At 64.3% G+C, this 17,856-nt stretch carries 20 protein-coding genes; 7 read left to right on the forward strand and 13 right to left on the reverse strand.

The genetic code is table 11. The features are described from left to right. Positions 1-180: 180 nt before the first annotated feature. The 3 genes from surE to VOI29_RS11925 all read left to right on the forward strand — a co-directional run bounded on the left by surE (position 181) and on the right by VOI29_RS11925 (position 2,963). Complete coding sequence (gene surE / locus VOI29_RS11915) at positions 181-975, forward strand: 5'/3'-nucleotidase SurE (protein WP_323778998.1); 795 nt, start codon at positions 181-183, stop codon at positions 973-975. Continuing rightward, on the forward strand, positions 972-1,619 hold the full coding sequence (locus tag VOI29_RS11920) for a protein-L-isoaspartate(D-aspartate) O-methyltransferase (RefSeq protein ID WP_323778999.1): 648 nt from the start codon (positions 972-974) through the stop codon (positions 1,617-1,619). Before surE ends, VOI29_RS11920 begins: the two co-directional genes overlap by 4 nt. A gap of 102 nt (positions 1,620-1,721) precedes the next feature. Next, positions 1,722-2,963 (forward strand): peptidoglycan DD-metalloendopeptidase family protein, encoded by a 1,242-nt coding sequence (locus tag VOI29_RS11925; RefSeq protein WP_323779001.1) that lies wholly within the window; start codon positions 1,722-1,724, stop codon positions 2,961-2,963. Positions 2,964-3,082: 119 nt separating this feature from the next. On the opposite strand, the gene VOI29_RS11930 is transcribed toward VOI29_RS11925, so the two are convergent. After that, a complete protein-coding gene (locus tag VOI29_RS11930) occupies positions 3,083-4,273 on the reverse strand; it encodes an MFS transporter (RefSeq protein WP_323779003.1) in 1,191 nt (396 codons plus the stop codon). 132 nt (positions 4,274-4,405) lie between these two features. Here VOI29_RS11930 and VOI29_RS11935 point away from each other — a divergent pair, with 132 nt between their 5' ends. Further along, positions 4,406-5,008, forward strand: a complete 603-nt coding sequence (locus tag VOI29_RS11935; protein ID WP_323779005.1) for a TetR/AcrR family transcriptional regulator — start codon at positions 4,406-4,408, stop codon at positions 5,006-5,008. 24 nt (positions 5,009-5,032) lie between these two features. On the opposite strand, the gene VOI29_RS11940 is transcribed toward VOI29_RS11935, so the two are convergent. From VOI29_RS11940 to VOI29_RS11960, 5 genes are all read right to left on the reverse strand, one after another. Continuing rightward, complete coding sequence (locus VOI29_RS11940) at positions 5,033-5,875, reverse strand: ATP-binding protein (RefSeq protein ID WP_323779007.1); 843 nt, start codon at positions 5,873-5,875, stop codon at positions 5,033-5,035. 112 nt (positions 5,876-5,987) lie between these two features. After that, positions 5,988-6,629 (reverse strand): hypothetical protein, encoded by a 642-nt coding sequence (locus VOI29_RS11945; RefSeq protein WP_323779009.1) that lies wholly within the window; start codon positions 6,627-6,629, stop codon positions 5,988-5,990. A gap of 170 nt (positions 6,630-6,799) precedes the next feature. Further along, positions 6,800-7,702 carry a twin-arginine translocase subunit TatC gene (tatC, locus tag VOI29_RS11950; protein ID WP_323779010.1) on the reverse strand — a complete coding sequence of 301 codons (903 nt, stop codon included), beginning with the start codon at positions 7,700-7,702 and terminating at the stop codon, positions 6,800-6,802. Beyond that, entirely contained in the window at positions 7,699-8,178 is a 480-nt protein-coding gene (tatB, locus tag VOI29_RS11955; RefSeq protein WP_323779012.1) for a Sec-independent protein translocase protein TatB, read from the reverse strand. Before tatB ends, tatC begins: the two co-directional genes overlap by 4 nt. A gap of 6 nt (positions 8,179-8,184) precedes the next feature. Continuing rightward, a complete protein-coding gene (locus tag VOI29_RS11960; protein WP_323779014.1) occupies positions 8,185-8,412 on the reverse strand; it encodes a twin-arginine translocase TatA/TatE family subunit in 228 nt (75 codons plus the stop codon). Between the two features lie 225 nt (positions 8,413-8,637). On the opposite strand from VOI29_RS11960, the gene VOI29_RS11965 reads away from it, so the two are divergent. Continuing rightward, positions 8,638-8,946, forward strand: a complete 309-nt coding sequence (locus tag VOI29_RS11965) for a hypothetical protein (protein ID WP_323779015.1) — start codon at positions 8,638-8,640, stop codon at positions 8,944-8,946. Between the two features lie 80 nt (positions 8,947-9,026). Then, positions 9,027-9,701 carry a YafY family protein gene (locus VOI29_RS11970; protein WP_323779017.1) on the forward strand — a complete coding sequence of 225 codons (675 nt, stop codon included), beginning with the start codon at positions 9,027-9,029 and terminating at the stop codon, positions 9,699-9,701. 63 nt (positions 9,702-9,764) lie between these two features. On the opposite strand, the gene VOI29_RS11975 is transcribed toward VOI29_RS11970, so the two are convergent. The 5 genes from VOI29_RS11975 to VOI29_RS11995 all read right to left on the reverse strand — a co-directional run bounded on the left by VOI29_RS11975 (position 9,765) and on the right by VOI29_RS11995 (position 15,196). Next, complete coding sequence (locus tag VOI29_RS11975; RefSeq protein WP_323779019.1) at positions 9,765-10,616, reverse strand: GNAT family N-acetyltransferase; 852 nt, start codon at positions 10,614-10,616, stop codon at positions 9,765-9,767. Positions 10,617-10,658: 42 nt separating this feature from the next. Next, complete coding sequence (locus tag VOI29_RS11980; protein WP_323779022.1) at positions 10,659-11,750, reverse strand: ABC transporter ATP-binding protein; 1,092 nt, start codon at positions 11,748-11,750, stop codon at positions 10,659-10,661. 53 nt (positions 11,751-11,803) lie between these two features. Beyond that, on the reverse strand, positions 11,804-13,186 hold the full coding sequence (locus tag VOI29_RS11985; protein WP_323779023.1) for a sodium:proline symporter: 1,383 nt from the start codon (positions 13,184-13,186) through the stop codon (positions 11,804-11,806). An 84-nt stretch (positions 13,187-13,270) separates the two neighbouring features. Then, positions 13,271-14,407 (reverse strand): hypothetical protein, encoded by a 1,137-nt coding sequence (locus VOI29_RS11990; RefSeq protein WP_323779025.1) that lies wholly within the window; start codon positions 14,405-14,407, stop codon positions 13,271-13,273. 9 nt (positions 14,408-14,416) lie between these two features. Continuing rightward, the gene (locus VOI29_RS11995; RefSeq protein WP_323779027.1) at positions 14,417-15,196 is read right to left on the reverse strand and encodes an SDR family oxidoreductase; all 780 of its coding nucleotides are present in this window, start codon (positions 15,194-15,196) and stop codon (positions 14,417-14,419) included. Between the two features lie 216 nt (positions 15,197-15,412). Here VOI29_RS11995 and VOI29_RS12000 point away from each other — a divergent pair, with 216 nt between their 5' ends. Further along, a complete protein-coding gene (locus tag VOI29_RS12000; protein WP_323779029.1) occupies positions 15,413-16,438 on the forward strand; it encodes a Hint domain-containing protein in 1,026 nt (341 codons plus the stop codon). 88 nt (positions 16,439-16,526) lie between these two features. Here the strand turns inward: VOI29_RS12000 and VOI29_RS12005 are convergent, their stop codons facing one another. Together VOI29_RS12005 and VOI29_RS12010 are read right to left on the reverse strand one after the other, a co-directional pair. After that, positions 16,527-17,234 carry a hypothetical protein gene (locus tag VOI29_RS12005; protein WP_323779031.1) on the reverse strand — a complete coding sequence of 236 codons (708 nt, stop codon included), beginning with the start codon at positions 17,232-17,234 and terminating at the stop codon, positions 16,527-16,529. Positions 17,235-17,366: 132 nt separating this feature from the next. Then, entirely contained in the window at positions 17,367-17,618 is a 252-nt protein-coding gene (locus tag VOI29_RS12010) for a BrnA antitoxin family protein (protein ID WP_323779033.1), read from the reverse strand. Positions 17,619-17,856: the final 238 nt, after the last annotated feature.

Consider the following 17,856-nt stretch of genomic DNA (forward strand, 5'->3'; position numbering starts at 1 on the left):
CGCCTGGGACGGCATCTGTGATGCAGGCCCGGGGGGCGGGAGCGCATCCGGCCGCCCGGCCTGTTGCCTCCCTGCCCCGCTTTGCGGCTGATCCTGCTTCCATCCGCGAAATCCTTGCCCCCTAACGGTGCAGGTCCTATTCAATCGGAAACCCGGTTGAACACGGCAGGCAGACACCCCATGCGCATACTGATCACCAATGACGACGGCATCAGCGCCGAAGGGCTCACCATCCTTGAGGCCATCGCCCATGAGGTCGCAGGCCCCGGCGGCGAGGTCTGGACCGTGGCCCCGGCGTTTGAACAATCCGGCGTCGGCCATTGCATCAGCTACACCCGTCCCACCATGCTAAGCCAGCTGGGCAAGCGCCGCTTTGCCGCCGAAGGCTCGCCCGCAGACTGCGTGCTGGCAGGCCTTCATGTGGTGATGCAGGGCGCCAAGCCGGATCTGGTGCTGTCGGGCGTCAACCGCGGCAACAACTCGGCCGAAAACGCGCTTTATTCCGGCACCCTTGGCGGCGCCATGGAGGCCGCGCTGCAGGGGATCCCGGCGATGGCGCTGTCGCAGTATTACGGCCCTGCCAACCGCGAGACCGCAAACCCGTTCGAAGCCGCCGCCGTGCATGGCGCGGCGCTGGTCAACAAGATCCTGGCCGCCCAGCCGCAGGACCAGCAGGACTACCGGTTGTTTTACAATATCAACTTCCCGCCGGTCCCAGCAGCGGACGTCAAGGGCACCCGCGTCGCCCCCCAGGGGTTCCGCCGCGGCAGCCATTTTTCGGCCGAGGAACAGCTGTCGCCGACCGGGCGGCGGTACCTGTGGATCCGCGGCGGCAATCAGCAGGTGGAGACCGCTGCAGGATCAGATGCCGCGGTGACCCTGGACGGCTATATCTCTGTCACCCCGATGCGCGCCGACCTGACCGCGCGCGATGCACTGGATGCGCTGAAGGCGATTGAAAGAGCCGGCGCATGAGCGGACCCGATCCGGAAACCAAGATGCAGTTCCTGTACTCGGTGCGCTCGCGCGGGGTGACCGACCAGAAGGTGCTGGAGGCGATCGAGGCCATCGACCGCGGCATGTTCGTGCGCGGCATCTTCACCGACCGCGCCTATGAGGACGTGCCGCTGCCGATTGCCTGCGGCCAGACCATCTCGCAGCCCTCCGTTGTCGGGATGATGACCCAGGCGCTGGAAATCAGCCCGCGCGACACGGTGCTGGAGGTCGGCACCGGCTCCGGCTACCAGGCGGCAGTCCTGTCGAAACTGGCGCGCCGGGTCTATACCATCGACCGCCACGCAAGGCTGGTGCGCGAGGCGCGGGCGGTGTTCGAGCAGCTGCAGCTTGCCAATGTGACCTCGCTGGTCGGCGACGGCAGCCACGGGCTGAACGAACAGGCGCCGTTTGACCGGATCATCGTGACCGCCGCCGCCGAAGATCCGCCAAGCCCCCTGCTTGCGCAGCTCAAGACCGGCGGCATCATGGTGCTGCCGGTGGGGCAGTCCGACCATGTGCAGACCCTGATCCGGGTGCGCAAAACCGAAGACGGGCTGGAGTATGACGAGCTGCGCCCGGTGCGCTTTGTGCCGCTGCTTGAGGGATTGGCCAAGGACACGTAAACTACCGGCGGATTTCAGCCGCCCCCTGGACGGCATGAGCTATAATGATTGACGCGAGAGAATCCCCGCGAAAAAGGGGAAGCGTGTTTTGAGGAGAGCAAAATGACCCGGACCCCCCCCAACCGGACCGAATCCCGCGGCCTGCCCCGTGCAAGGCTGCTGGCCGTATTGCCGCTGGCCGGGATGCTGACCGGGGTGCTGGCCGCCTGCCAGGGCCCGCTGGACTATGACCTGCGCGGCCAGCTGGGCGCCTTTAACACCGCCGGCGCTGCAAAATCCGCCACCTCGAACCGGCCCGCGCCTGACAGCCGCGGGCTGATCACCTATCCCTCCTACCAGGTGGCGGTGGCGCAGCGCGGCGACACGGTTTCGGATGTGGCAGCGCGAATCGGCCTGCCGCCCGCGGAAGTTGCCCGGTTCAACGGCATGGAAACCGGCGACAAGATGCGCCAGGGCGAGGTGCTGGCGCTGCCGCACCGCGCCCCGGACAGCCTGCCTGGCAGCGCCGCCGCGGGGGCCGTCGATATTGCAACGCTGGCAGGCCAGGCCATCGACACCGCGCCGCTGACCTCGCCCAATCCCGGCTCTGTGACCCCCACTGCAATCCAGCCGGTGGCCAAGCCGCAGCCGCCCAAGGTGCAGGCAGGCCCCGAGCCGGTGCGCCACAAGGTGAAGCGCGGCGAGACCGCCTATACCATCTCGCGGCTTTACCAGGTGCCGGTGAAATCGCTGGCGGAATGGAACGGCCTGGGCAGCGATTTTGCGGTGCGCGAAGGCCAGTTCCTGCTGATCCCGTTGAAAGAGAAAGCCGCGCCGCGCCCGGCCCCCGCTGCCGCCGCCGTGGCAGTCACCGAACCGGGGGCCGGCACTGTGACGCCGGTGCCGCCAAGCGCCAGCCAGCCGCTGCCGGAAGAAAAGGTCGAGCCTGCCGCCGTTGCCCCGGCGGCGGAAACCCTGCCCAAGCCGGACCTGCCCGAACCCACCCGCGCCAGCAGCGCTGCCATGGCCTATCCGGTGCAGGGCAAGATCGTCAAAACCTACGCCAAGGGGCGCAATGACGGCATCGACATCGCCGCCGCCGCCGGTGCGCCGGTCAATGCCGCCGAGGCCGGCACCGTGGCGGCGATCACCAAGGATTCCAACAACGTGCCGATTGTGGTGATCCGCCACAGCCAGAAGCTGCTGACCGTCTATCAGAACGTTGGCAATATCACCGTGAAAAAGGGCGAAAGCGTGGTGCGCGGCCAGCGCATTGCCTCGCTGCGCGGCGGCGACGACGCCTATGTCCATTTCGAAGTGCGCGACGGGTTTGAAAGCATCGATCCGCTGAGCTACCTGAACTGACGGCAGCTTGCTTGGTGCAAGAACGAAAAGCCCGGCCTATCTGCCGGGCTTTTGCTATCAGCACCATAGGCGGCGCAGCTCGCCATCCGCACTGCTGCATATGACGGACAGGCTGTCCTTCAGCACTTCTGCGGCGACAGGGCAAAGCGCGCATGTACCCAGGCCGCGCACAGCACAACCGCCAGGCCGGCACAAAGGCTGGTGCCAAAGGCGCTCTCTGCGCCGTAAGCATCGACAATCCGGCCCGAAACCGCCGCCCCCAGCGCAACACCGGCATTCAGCCCCGAAAGAAGCCAGGTCAGCCCTTCGGTCAATTGCTGCTCCGGTACGATTTTCTCAACCAATGACATGGCGACGATCATGGTCGGCGCAAACGACAGCCCCGCCACAAAGACAGCCACCGCAAGGCCGGACATATTGCCCACGAACACCAGCGGCACCGTGGCCACAGCGGTCGCCGCCCCGCCCCAAAGAAGCAGCCGGCTGAGCGGCACTGACAGGACAAGCGCGCCATAGACAAGCCCGGCAAGGCAGGACCCGGCCGCATAAGAGGCCAGAACCAAGCTCGCCAGTGCCGGTCGGCCCAGATGTTCGGCAAAGGCCACGCTGGCAATATCCACGGTTCCGACAATCAGCCCCATCGCCACCAGCAACAGCGTCAGCAGACGCATGTCCATCAGGCCGATAACGGCTGCTTGCCGGCTGTCACCCCGGGCAACAACTGGCGGTTCGGTCTGCCGCTGTCGCAGTAACGCAGCAACGCCAACAGCCTGCAATGCTGCCGCAGCCATTATGCCGGCTTCGGCAAAAACCATGATGCTTAGCCCCACCGCCAGCGGCGGTCCGGCTATGAATGTCACCTCATCCAGCACCGTTTCCAGCGAATAGGCTGTTTGCAACCGCGCCTGCCCGCTGCAAAGCGTCGCCCACCGCGCCCGTACCATTGCAGAAACGCTTGGCATGCCACCCGCCATAACTGCGCCCGCAAACAGCGTCCAATGGGCGGCCTGCCACAACGAGGCGCAGGCCAGAAGACCAAAGCCAATCACGCTGATTACCGTTGCCAGCGGCAGAACACGGCTTTGCCCGTAACGATCGACCAGCCGCGAGGTCTGCGGCGACAACAGCGCATATGTCATCACAAAGGCCGCCGCGACTCCGCCTGCAAGCGTGTAGCTGCCATGGCGCTGTGACAACATTGTGATGATCCCGATCCCGGTCATCGGCAAGGCAGTGCGCCCTAACAGGCCAGCGCATACAAATGCTGCTGCCCCAGGTGTTTTGAAAAGTTCTGCATACGGATTGTTCATGCGGGTTTTCCCCTCAGTGTCTTGTCATGTTGATTTGGCACGGGCATTAACAAACAGCTCGTATCAAAGCGGGCGTACAATGATACGCCTCGTATGTAAATATTCATACGTCGCGTATGTAAGGAGAAAAAAATGGTCCGCCGCACCCGCGCAGAAGCTGAGGAAACCCGTGTATCCCTGTTGGCAACAGCCCGCCGCGTCTTTGCCGAACAGGGCTACGCCCAGGTCTCGATGGATGATTTGACGCGCCAGGCAGGGCTGACCCGTGGTGCGCTGTATCATCATTTCGGGGACAAGAAGGGGCTTCTGGCAGCTGTCGTTCTGCAAATCGATCAGGAAATGGAGGCCCGCCTGCAAGACATTTCCGAATCGGCCACCTCCCCCTGGGAGGGTTTTCGCGCCCGTTGCCACGCACATCTGCAAATGGCCCTGGAGCCAGAGTACCAGCGTATCGTGCTGCGGGACGCAAAGGCCGTGCTTGGCGACATCGGCGACAACCAAAGCCAATGCATCGCCACCATGGCACGGCTGATTGACAGCATGATCCGCAACGGCATCATCGATGAAACAGACCCCGAAGCCCTGGCGCTATTGATCTTCGGCAGCCTGTCGGAAACCTCCGCATGGATCGCGGATGAGGGCGGCAGCGAAGCCCGCCTGCGGCGGGCGACCTGCGCCTTGGACATTCTGCTGCGCGGGATACCAAACACGGCGCAGCCGCAACCAGCCGGATAGATATCTGCGCCGGGCCAAACCCGCTCAGCGCAAGCTGACCCCGTGGCGCCCGGCCAAATCGGTAAAGAACTGCCAGGCCACCCGGCCCGAGCGGGCGCCGCGGGTGGCCTGCCATTCGATCGCCTCAGCCCGCAGCGCCTCGGCATCCGGTTTGACGCCATAGGCGGCGCAATAGCCCGCGATCATCGCCAGGTATTCATCCTGATCGCAGGGGTGGAACCCCAGCCACAGGCCGAACCGGTCCGACAGCGAAACCTTCTCCTCCACCGCTTCCGACGGGTTGATGGCGCTGGAGCGCTCATTCTCGATCATGTCGCGCGGCATCAGATGGCGCCGGTTCGAGGTGGCGTAGAACACCACATTCTCGGGCCGCCCCTCGATACCGCCGTCCAGCACCGCCTTGAGGCTTTTGTAATGCTGGTCGTCATGGCTGAACGACAGATCATCGCAGAACAGGATGAACCGGTGCTCGGAGCCGCGCAGGTGGTTCAGCAGCCGCGCGACCGAGGGCAGATCCTCGCGCTGGAGTTCCACCAGCTTCAGTTCCGGGTGATCCGCCGCCAGCGCGCCATGCACGGCTTTGACAAGGCTGGATTTCCCCATCCCCCGGGCGCCCCACAAAAGCGCATTGTTGGCGGCGAAGCCCCGGGCAAACCGGCGGGTGTTGTCCAGGAGCGTATCGCGCGAGCGGTTGATGCCGACCAGCAGGTCCAGATCGACCCTGTTGACCGCTTTCACCGGCTCCAGCCGCTCTGGCCCAACATGCCAGACAAAAGCGCTGGCCGCGTTGAAATCCGGGGTTTCCAGCGGCGCGGGAGACATCCGCTCCAGCGCCTCGGCAATTCGGGTCAATGCGATCTGGTCCATGGGGTGCCTCCGTCCGTCAGTTGACGGATTTCAAATCATGTTCACGGCGGCACGGCAAGGGGGGGGCGGCGGGCGCTGCCCCTGCGCCGCCGGCCTGGTCCAGTCAGCAGGATCAATCCGCTGCGAAACAGTAGAAATAACCGTTGCCGCCAGTGGCGCGCAGGTCCTCCGCGCTGCAGCCGCGCGAATCATGGGCTGCATTCCAGGAGATGTTGCCGCCGCCGTGCCGGTCATGGTGGCCGACCGTGGCCGAGCCCTCGCCGTTGGAGGTCCAGTTCGAACAGGTCTTATCGCCCTCCTGCCAGGGGAAATAAGCGGTGCCGTCTTCTTGGGTGCCGGTTAGGATATCATGCTCGTTCGGATCGTCGCCGCGGCCCTTGATCCGGTTTCCGTTCTCATCAACGGCGGTGCGGGCGTAGATATTCGGCAGGATATGCAACTGGTCCAGACCCACCGCGATCAGCTCGCCATTGGCATTGTACCAGGGACCGGTGCCGATGCGCGCGCGGGCCGAGATGCCGCGCTTGCCCTCTTCCTGGGTGCTGAGGTAGGCGCGCCAGGTCCGCCCGGCAGAACCCGCTGCTTCGGCCAGCTGGGTGCAATGGGCATCGGCCCCTTCGAGCCCGCCAAGGTTGCCGCCATCGCCGAGGCCGGCCGAGGTCACGAAGAACCCCATCGGCGGATCCTCGGCCAAGGACGCGGATGCAAACGCGCACACCGCTGCGCAGGAAAAAACAGCCAGAACTTTTTTCATGGAAACCTCCCAACACTCAAATTCTGGCGACAGCATGCTGCAAGGCCTGGGACAAAGATACTTGGTTGCGGGGATCTTCACGGAAGCGTGTTTGCAGGCCGGGGCGGGATCAGAAAACGAAAAAGGCGCGCCGTTGCCGGCGCGCCCTCCTGTTTCATGCCGTCACCAGCCTACTTGTCCTTGCCGTCATCCGCATCGAATTCAGCCATCATCGGATCGTCGGGATGGGTGTCCATCTCATCCTCGTCGTCATAGTAGCCATCGGCGCGCAGCTGCGCCTCGCGCTTTTTCTCGACGCGGCCGACCAGGAAAATCGAGATCTCGTAAAGGCCGTAAACCACCACAAACAGGATCACTTGGGTGATCACATCCGGCGGTGTCACCAGCGCGGCCAGCACCAGAATCGCCACCACCGCGTATTTGCGGACGGCACCCAGGCCCTCGGCGCTGACCAGCCCGGCCTTGCCCATCAGCGTCAGCAGCACCGGCAGCTGAAAGCACAGGCCGAAGGCGACAATGAACTTGATGGTCAGGTTGAGGTATTCCTGGGCCGACCCCTGAAACACCACGCTGAGCCCCTGGTTCACTTCCTCGCCGGTGACAGCCTCGCCGCCGGACCCGAACTGCTGGAAGCCCAGGAAAAAGTCATAGGCCAGCGGTGTCACCACATAAAAGGCAAAGCTGGCGCCCAGAATGAACATGAAGGGCGAGGCGACCATGAAGGGCAGAAATGCACCCTTCTCATTCTTGTACAGCCCCGGCGCCACGAAGCGCCACATCTGGAACCCGATATAGGGAAACGCCAGCATGAAGCCGCCCAGGAAAGAAATCTTGATCGCGACAAAGAAGCCCTCCTGCGGGCTGATGAAGATCAGCGCGCAGTCCTGGCCGCTCTCGGCCAGCACTGCGCACAGCGGCGCGGTGAGGAAGTTGAACACCGGCGTCGCCACCGTGAAACAGATCACCATGCCGACGATAAACGCCACGACCGAATGGATCAGCCGGCTGCGCAGCTCGGCCAGATGTTCGATCAGCGGCGCCGCCGAGTCGTCGATCTCATCCGGGTTGCTCATGATTTGGCCTCTTCTTCGGGTTTCGGCGCAGCAGGCTTCAGCGCAGCCTCAGCTTCTTCTGCCTTGGCCAGCGCCTCCTCAGCCTCGCGCGCCTTGCGCTCGGCAGCGGCCCGTGCGGTGGAGGCCTTGATCTTCTTGGCATCCTCAGCCCGCTCCGCGGCCAGCTTGCCGGTTTCGCTGTCAGGATCGAATTTGGCCGGGTGGATCGACTTGGCCATGTCCTGCGCGGCCTGTTTCACCCCGTCCATGGCAGTGCCCATCGGGTTGCTGGCGGCCTTCAGGCCCTTGGCCATATCCTTGACTCCGGCCTCATCCGCCGCATCATGCATGGCCCGGCTGAATTCGCGCGCCATCCCCCTGGCCTTGCCCACGAACCGTCCCACATTGCGGAACAGCACCGGCAGGTCCTTGGGGCCGACGACGATCAGCGCGACCACGCCGATGACCAGCAGTTCGGTCCACCCAAGATCGAACATCCGCGCTTAGACCTTGTCTTTTTCAGCCGTGGCTTCGGCTTCGGGCGTGACGTCCTTGGCGTCGGCCGCCGCGTCGTCTTCCAGCTCCTTGGTGCCTTCGCTGATGCCCTTCTTGAACGAGGTGATGCCTTTGCCGACTTCGCCCATCAGCGAGGAAATCTTGCCGCGGCCAAACAGGACCAGGACCACAACAGCAATAAGCAGAATGCCGGGAAGGCCGATATTGTTGAGCATGAGAATGTCTCCTTCTGGTTCCGGCACGGATCAGCGCTGCCGGTGGAATTGTTCGCTACGGGTTTAGCGCGGACAGCGCTTTGAGCGAAAGCAACACCCGCAGCACAATGGCCCGTGAAGCGCAGATTTTGCTGTTTTTGCAGGCGCCCCGCATCCAACTGACAGGTTTATGTCAGTTGCAACGCGGTAAATCCAGCCCATCACACGCAATTAAGGAGAAACGTGATGCGCAAACATGTCGCCGAAATCGTGACCTTCAAACTTGAAAAAGGGGTGAGTCCCGCGGATTTTGTCGCTCTGATGCAACGCACCGAAGGCTTTGTGCGCGCCCAGGCGGGCTTTGTGCGCCGGCAGCTGAGCCAGGGCGCGGATGGCAGCTGGACCGACTATGTGCTGTGGCAGGACATGGCCACGGCACAGCAGGTTGCCCAGGAATTCATGCAGCAGGATTTCACACCCGAGGTGATTGCGGCCATTGCTCCTGGCTCCGCCCATATGCGGCATGAAGAGGTGTTCTGGGGCATGGCGCCCTGATTTGAACCCGGGTGCGCCCGGCCCCTGCGCCGGGCGCGGCCCTTGACCTCGGCCCCTGTCCCGCGCCAAGGGTTGATCCCATGCGCCGCACTGACCGTCTTTTCGAAATCATCCAGATCCTGCGCGACGGCAAGCTGCACCGCGCCCGGGACATTGCCGCGCGGCTGGAGGTCTCGACCCGCACCATCTACCGCGATATGGACACGCTTGCGGCCTCCGGCGTGCCGGTCGAGGGCGAACGCGGCGTCGGCTACATGGTGCGCGAGCAGATCAGCCTGCCGCCGCTCACCCTGACGCCAGAGGAACTGGAGGCGCTGAACCTTGGCATGGCCATCGTCGCCGAAGCCGCCGACCCGGATCTGAAATCCGCCGCGCAATCCCTGGCGGCCAAGATTGACGCGGTGCTGCCGGAACAGACCATAGCCGAAGCCGACGCCTGGAAATTCGCGGTCTACCCGTTTTCGGACGCAGCCCGCGCCCTGGCCCATATGCCAACCCTGCGCGCCGCGATCAAAGCGCGGCAGAAACTGCAGCTGGCCTACCGCCGCATCGACGGCACCCTGACCGAACGCCGGATCCGCCCCCTGCACATGGAATACTGGGGCCGGGTCTGGACACTGACAGCCTGGTGCGAGACCCGGGGGGATTTCCGGGTGTTCCGTATCGACCTGATAGAAGACGCCTCCGCCCTGCCCGAACTGTTCGTGGATGAAGCCGGCAAGCGGCTGCAGGATTACGACCCATCCGGCAGCTGAGCCCCGCTCTTCTTCTTTCGCAAAATACTCCGGGGGAGGCCCGCAGGGCCGGGGGCAGCGCCCCTACCCAAGTTCGAAACTGGTGACTCCGTAGATCAGATCCGTCTCCAGTTGCGGCGCCGCGCCGCGGTACATCCGGGCGGTTTCGAACACCGGCGCCAGCCCCAGCGACCGCGCCAGATCAACCGCTTGCGCATGGGGTTCCGGCACATCCAGAAAGATCTTCTGCCCGTCCGGCAGCTCTTGCAGCAGCCGCGCCAGCACTGCTTCTGCTGCCGGGCGCGACACCGCAGCCAGCGGCCCGATCTTGCAGCCGCTGCCGCAGGGCCGCAGGGTGCCGAAGCCCGCCAGCGCGCCGTCCCGGAAAGCAGCAAAGGAGACATGCCCCGCCGCCGCCAGCCAGTGCTGCCAGAACACGGGGCGCGGCGCCGGGAAGATACGGGCGTCCAGTGCCTGCAGGTCCGGCGGCGGCTCTGTCAGCGGCAACAGGTCAAATCCTCCGCGAGCCAAATGCTTTTCCGCAGGCACCCCGCCAAAACGGATATTGCGGCAGGCCAGTTCAAACCCGGAACGGCGGTAGTTGTCCTGCTGGTCAACCACCCCGTCGAGCCCCACGGTGCGATCGCCGGCGTGCGCCAGCGCTTTTTGCCACAGGGCGTAGCCATAGCCTTGCCCGCGATAGGCCGGCGCAACGATGTAAAAGCCGAGGAAAGAGAACGTCGCCCCGTAGTTCACCACCGAAATGCAGGCGATCATCTGCCCGTCGAGGAACCCGCCCCGGAACCCTTCCGGATCAACAGACCCAAAGCAGGCCGCGTCCTGATGGCCCGGATTCCAGCCTTCGCGCGCAGCCCAGTCCAGGGCGGTGCGGATTTCCGAGCGGTCCAACGGTCTGATCTGATAGCTGCCCGGCATCTGCACCTCCTGTTCCCTCAGGTGCAGAATGCCCGCTAACGCCTAGGCAGGAAAGACGAAACAGCGGTTGCGGCGCACCGTCAGCCACATCACCCGGCCCTTTTCGGGCAGAAAGACGTTTGGCACAGTCGCCTTGAGGATCGAGCCGTCGAAATCCATCCGGAACTCGACCAGGCTCTCGCTGCCCAGGAACCGCGCCCGCTCCACCACCGCGCGCGCCGGAACGCCGTCGCTGGGGGTCGGCAGCGGCCCCTGGCCGCCGCGGTCGAAGTCGATGCGCAGATGCTGCGGGCGGAACACGATCTCCACCGCGGTGCCGTCCGGCACGCCAGGCGCCAGGAATTCGCCAAAGGCGGTGCGCGCCAGCGCCCCGTTCACCTCGGCCTTCAGAACGTTCACATCGCTGAAAAACGACATCGCCGCCTTGTCCACCGGGTGGGTATAGACGTTGTAGGGCGCGCCCTGCTGCACGATCTGCCCGCCCCGCATCAGCGCGATCTCATCGGCCATGCGCATCGCCTCCTCCGGCTCATGCGTGACCAGCAGCACCGCGGTGTCTTCTTCTTTCAGCAGGCTCAGCGTCTCGTCCCGGATGCCGTCGCGCAGACGGTTGTCCAGCCCCGAGAACGGCTCATCCATCAGCATGATCCGCGGCCTGGGCGCAATCGCGCGGGCCAGCGCCACCCGCTGCTGTTCGCCGCCCGACAGCTGGTGCGGGTAGCCGTCGATGAACCGCTTCAGCGCAACCCGGTTCAGCAGTTCCTCGACCCGGGCGCGTTTCTCGTCCTTGCTGCCCTTCAGGCCGAAGCCGACGTTATCGGCGACGCTCAGATGCGGGAACAGGGCAAAGTCCTGGAACATCAGCCCGATCCCGCGCCGCTCCGGCGGCACCCGGAACACGGTGTCGCAGATCAGCTTGCCGTCGACATGGATCTCGCCGCTGTCCTGCATCTCCACCCCGGCGATCATCCGCAGCGTGGTGGATTTGCCGCAGCCCGACGGCCCCAGCAGGCAGGTCACCTGCCCCGCCTGGATCTGCAGCGAGACGTCATCCACCACCGCACGGCCTTCGAAGAAGCGCTTGATATTGCGGATTTCTAGACGGGGGGCGGGAGTTTGGGTCTGCAATTGCACCTGTCGCCTCTTGCGGTCCCCGACGCTTTTCGTCGGAATTTGCCGCAGCTCTATCAGCCCGCCTGCCCTGCTTCAACCCTGCGGCTGCCGCAGGCCACTGCGGCAAACCCCGCCAGCAGCACCACCAGGCAGATTTGCAGCAGCTGCTCGTATTTGTGCCCGTCATAAAGCAGCGCGGCCAAGGCGGGCAGGTCACGCAGCATATAGACCGTCGCCCCGGCCATCGCTGCGGCATAGCTGGCCAGATAGGCCCAGAGTGCGACCTGCCGCCCGGACAGCGCCGCCGCCAGCACCGGGGTAAGGAACATCGACGCGGTGCCAGAGACGGCAACCGCATCAAACAATGTCTGGTTGCCCCAAAGCGTCAGCGCACCGCCCGCTGCTGCAAAGACCAGCATCGCCAGCCGTCCTCCGGCCAGCGTGCGCGGCATAATGCACAGTTCTTCGACCATCAGTCGCGCGGCACTGCTGAGCGCCGAGTCCAGCGTCGACAGCGCCGAGACCAGCAGCGACACGATCAGCAGCACGAACACCCAACCGGGCAGCATCGCCGCCCAAGTTCCCAGCAGCTGGCCTTCATAGGCCGCGCCCTCCAGCGCGGCCTGGATGCCGAAGAAGCCGAAGCCGAGGATGCAGAGCGCCGAAATCCAGAAGGCATGCAGGAAGCTTTTGCGAGTGGTGGCGGGATCGGCGAGGAAGCCGCGGTCCATCATCACCGGATCATGGACCGGGTAGGAAAACACCTGCAACGCGGCGACCGCCAGCAGGACCCAGCCGTTGTGCGCGCCCGCAGCGCCCGGCGCGGTCAGCACCGCGGCGACGTCAAACCCCGGCCGCAACAGCAGCGCCGCCAGCGCCGCGCCGAACACGGCCAGGAAGAACAGCATCTGGATCACATCAGTGCGCAGCGCCGCCGACAGCCCGCCCCAGGCGGAATAGCCCAGCGCCAGCAGGCCGACAGCCACGATGGCAATGGTCTCCGCGCCCTCCACCTGCGGCAGGGCGGCGCTGAAGATCAGGCCCACGACCAGCAGGTTGGCAAAGACCTCGGACAAAAGCCGCAGCGCAATCACCAGGTTATAGGCAGTGGTCCCCGCCGCACCGAACCGCACCGACAGCCAGTCCTGCACCGAAGCCGCGCCCTGTGCGCGCATCCGCCCGACGATATAGCCGCCGGTAAGAAAGGAGCCGTAGTAGGCCGCGTAGGCCAGCGTGCCCGCAATGCCGTAGTAAAACCCGAGGATCGCCGCATTCATCAGCGACCGCGCAAAGATCCATGTCGTCACTTGCGACAGCACCAGCGTCCACAACCCCGGCACCTGGCCCTCGACGGAGCGTCCCCCGAAGAAGCCTCCGACCGTTGCCCTGCGTGGCGCGAACCACAGGCTGAGCGCAATGACGGCGGCAAAGAGAGCGGTAAGGACTATGGCTTGCATGGATAGATCCCGAGATGTGGTGCCTCCGGGACTAGCAGCGCCCCCAGGGCGCTGCCAGATCCCCCACAGGATCGTGAAGGCGTGTCAGCGGCCAGGATGCCAGGCCTGTGGCAGCAGCTCAAACGCCGCCCCGGCCCGCACCTTGCCGTTCACCATCAGCTCAATCCGGTGCGGCCCCGGCACCAGCTTGAAGGTGGTGGCGTCGCCTTTCAGCTTGTGCTTCTTGCCCAGCTCCAGAATGCCGCCGGTGATCCTGGCCTGCTTCAACTTGAACACCTTGGCCGAGGCCTTGCCCCCCGGGCGCTGGAAATGCAGGATATAATCCACCAGAACCGGCGCGCCTGCTGCGCCTTCCAGCCGGCAGGAGAAATCGAGCGCCTCGCCGATGCGCACCGTCTCCGGGGCAGCAATCAGCGCTTTCAACGCCAGCTCCGGGTCGTACCCCAGCATCGCCATCGCCCGCGGATGGCCTGCCTTGACCAGCCCGCGCAGGGCATGGGCGGTCATCCAGTCCAGCTCCTTGCGGTCCTGCACCGCGGCTTCGCGCCAGCTCTGCAGCCGGTCCATCACCAGATCCGGATCCTTCTTGGCGATATCGTTCAGATGGTTGGCAACCGAGCGGGTGACATAGCGGGCGGGATCGCTGTGCAATCGGTCCAGCAGCGGCAGCGGCTCCGCCAGCGGCAGGCCGACCGCCGCGCCCCAAGGCAGCCGCGGCCGCGTGCCCTCGCTCACCAGCCGCCGCACGTGATAGCTCGAATGCCCGGCCCAGCCCTGCATCCGCGACATAACCTCAGCCGGCCAGCGGTTCAGAAAGGGGCGGATCGCCCATTCCATCGAGAACCTCTGTGTCAGCTCTTCGAGCAGGTCAAGCGACAGATCCGGGTGCGCCTTCAGCCCCTGTGCGGCAACATATTCCCCCAGCGGGGCAAAGATGAAATCGCCAAAATCATCATCCGTTTTGCGCGGATCCAGCCGCGGCGGCAGCGCCCTCAGCAGCACCGGCGCGGCCTCCGGCAGCGCCTTGGGCAGATGGCCCGCCAGCACATCGGCGATCAGCGTCATCCGCTGCTTCAGCTCCAGCGCCGGCAGTTCCGCCATCACCCGGCTTTCAAAAGCACTGGCATCAAACCCAGGCTCAGCCGCCGAAAAAAGGCCCGCCAGATAGCGGACCTTGTCGCGGTTGAACAGCTGGTCTTTCAGGGAAAATCCCGAAGCCATGTCAGCCCCTTACATCGTGGTATTGGTGGCGCCGCCGTCCAGCAGGATGTTCTGCCCGACCATGAAGCCCGCGTGCTGCGAGCACATGAAGGCGCAGGTGGCGCCGAACTCAGCCCGGGTGCCGTAACGGCCCGCCGGGATGGTGGCGCAGCGCTGCGCCTTGGCTTCCTCGGGCGTGATCCCCTGCGCCTTGGCGGCACCGCCGTCCAGCGATACGGCGCGGTCGGTGGCATGGATGCCCGGCTGCAGGTTGTTGATGATGACGCCCTGGCCCGCCACCTGCCGGGCGGTGCCCGCGACATAGCCGGTGAGACCCGCCCGCGCCGCATTCGACAGCCCCAGCACCGGGATCGGCGATTTGACCGAAACCGAGGTGATATTGACCACCCGGCCCCAGCCGCGCTCGATCATGCCCGGCACCAGCGCCTTGATCAGCGCAATCGGCGTCAGCATGTTGGCGTCCAGCGCCTGAATGAAATCCTCGCGGTCCCAGTCGGTCCACATGCCCGGCGGCGGACCGCCCGCATTGGTGACCAGGATATCCACGCCCCGGGCTGCATCCAGCACCTGTTTCTGGCCCTCCGGCGTGGTCACATCGGCCGCCACCGTCACCACATCCACGCCGTACCGGTCGCGGATCGCCTGCGCCGAGGCTTCGAGCGCCTCGGCTCCGCGGGCGTTCATCACCAGGTTCACGCCGGCCTCTGCCAGCGCCTCGGCGCAGCCCAGTCCCAGCCCCTTGCTGCTGGCGCAAACCAGCGCGCGCTTGCCCGAAATACCCAGATCCATCGTTGTTCTCCCTCGGGATTCTTGTCCGTTTCGCGGAGCTTGCACCGGCTGCGTCCGGATGGCCAGCCCCGCAGCCGGCCCCGCCGCACACAGCCGGCAGCGTGAAACTGCCTGGAAATCCGCCTCTTCCCACCGCCTTTTCGCCACATTCCCCCAGCAAATCTATTTGACGGACCGGCCTGCGGGCCCGCATATAAAAGCGAATACCGGCCGCATATGGGACAGAATTTGACTGCCAGCCTCTCCTCCGTCCAGGCCTACCCGGCCGAGCGTTTCCGCGTCGAATACGGTGCCAACATGGGCGACCCCCTGGGTCTGCTCGAGGACCTGGTGCTGGATGACATCTACCTGCTGAACAGCCCGGTGCCGCCGCAGCGGCTGGGCATCGCCGCCTATCACGATGGCAGTTTCCGCATTGCCGCCGACACCGCCCTGGGCGCCCCGGGGGCGGCGCTGCATCTGGACTGCCTGCTGACGCTGATGCCCGACAGCGGCCCCAATACCGAGATCCTGGTGATGGTCGAAGTGGACGGGGACGGGCTGATTGACGGTATCTATCTGGTGCCGCTGGCCCCCTTGCAGGCGCATATGCCCTATACGCTGGTCAAGGCCGGGCGCAAATCGGCCCGGCGCAAGCTGGCACAGTCCGCCTGCGTCTCGTTCACCCGCGGCACCCGCATCACCCTGGCCACCGGCGCGCAACGGCTGATCGAGGACATGCGCGCAGGCGACCGTGTCCTGACCCGGGACGACGGCATTCAAGAGGTGCGCTGGGTCGGCCAGTCCACCCTGCGGGCGGTGGGCGACCTCGCCCCGATCCTGATCCGCAAGGGCGCCTTGAACAACGCCAACGACCTGATCGTCAGCCCGGCGCACCGGCTGATGGTCTATCAGCGCAGCGACGAGATCGGCGCCGGCGCCCCCGAAATCCTGGTCCGCGCCCGCGATCTGGTGAACGGCCATTCGGTGGTGGTGCTGGACGGCGGCTTTGCCGATTACTTCCAGATCCTGTTCGACCATCACCACATCATCTATGCCGAAGGCATCGCCGCCGAGAGCACCTTCCTCGACCCGGTCACCCGGCCGGTGCTGCCCGAGGATTTCTGGACCGCCCGCCCCGGCAGCCCCCAAGGCAGCCTGCCCGCGCAGCACAAGAGCGGCGCCCACGGGCTGGATGTGAGCCGCTCGCTGCTGGACCGGCCCGATGCGGTGGGGCTGCTGAAACGGGCGTCGCTGCGGTAATGCGTCAACTCTATGGCGCCATTGAGCCTCCCAGCCCAAAACGGACATCGAAAAGTCAAAACTCAAGGGACAACTCTTCCACTTGGCATCAGTCGGGTGAGATGGGTGCCAGTCTAATGGTCTGTGGAGGGAGCGTTTCCGTAGGAGTAGGCGCAGGATCGGATTGGCATTTACGCTTTGTTATACTTGGAAGCGGCCAATCAGGTTTAAAATTTCCGGTTTCGTCGTAGGGCCCGTGGCAGTGGATTGCTTCAACTAGAACATCGCAGATTGGGTCTATAGTATGTTCTCTCTCTTCGTCCCTAATTGGATGTGTTTGTTCGGTCTCTGGTCCTGCGATTATCGCGTTCGCTGGAAAATTCCCTTTAATTATCACAGCACCATCTTCACCGTTATGTAGTCCTGCGGCAAATTTCTCGGCAATGCTCTTTTTGTCTGTCCAGCAAAAGCCTATCTGACCATTATCCCAGTTCCACTTTTTCTCACCTCGGTAAAGAATTTTGCCACTGCCTTTGTACTTTGGCATCATGTGTTTGAGCAGTTTAGAAGTCTCAAAGTCGGAGATGATTTGCTCTCTAATCCTGTGCCCGTACGTCAACCAATGAGACTGGAATCTAAAAGAAATGTCGAAATCAGGCTTGTTTTGGGCTAAAAATTTTGGACCCGCCCCCTTCCAAAGCTCTAGTTTCAGCAAGGCCTCAAACGAGGCAGTTGCGTTGTCTGGGCTGCCAGTAATCTTAGCAATCAACCAATCCATCAACTCCAACTCAAACTCGGAATTTTGAACATAACTCATTTTAGAACTCTTCCTGAAAAGTCTGAGGAAACCTCTGCAATCGGAGCCTGCTAAGTGTCGCGACACGCGTCAAGGGCTTCTGGGACCAGCCATATAGACTTTGCAAACTCCGCTTCCTGCGCATAGCCGCCCTCACTCCCCCACCCGGCGCTCGCGCAGCTCCCGCTGCATCTCCCGCGCCCGCACGGCAATGCGCAGGATCGTGTTGTCCTTGTCATGGGCCTGGATATGCCCCGCCAGCAGCGCCAGCCAGTAGATCCGCAGCACCGAGTTGATGCGGCGGCCATAGTTCGGGCCCAGCTTGCGGAACCATTTCACCATATCCGTGTCCAGCCGCACCGTGACCCGGGTCTTGGGCTTGTCCAGCCGCTCCCAGCTTTCCATGCCGTCCCATTCGCGCGGCAGGCTCTAGTCCAGCCAGTCGCGGCGCAGTTTCTGCTGCAGCTCGTCCAGCTCCAGCTGCATTTCATTGTCGTAATATCGCTTGCTGGGCATCCCGTGGCTTTCCCTTGATGGCGGCGCCCTCACCCTGCCCTACTCCGGTCAAGTCCCGGCAAGCGGGGCGTACGGGTCAGGCGCAACACCTCAACAGAGGGCAGCGCCCGAGCCTGGGTGGGTGCGA

It is taken from the genome of Leisingera sp., from assembly GCF_034669605.1.
In the GTDB taxonomy this organism is placed as follows: Bacteria; Pseudomonadota; Alphaproteobacteria; order Rhodobacterales; family Rhodobacteraceae; genus Leisingera.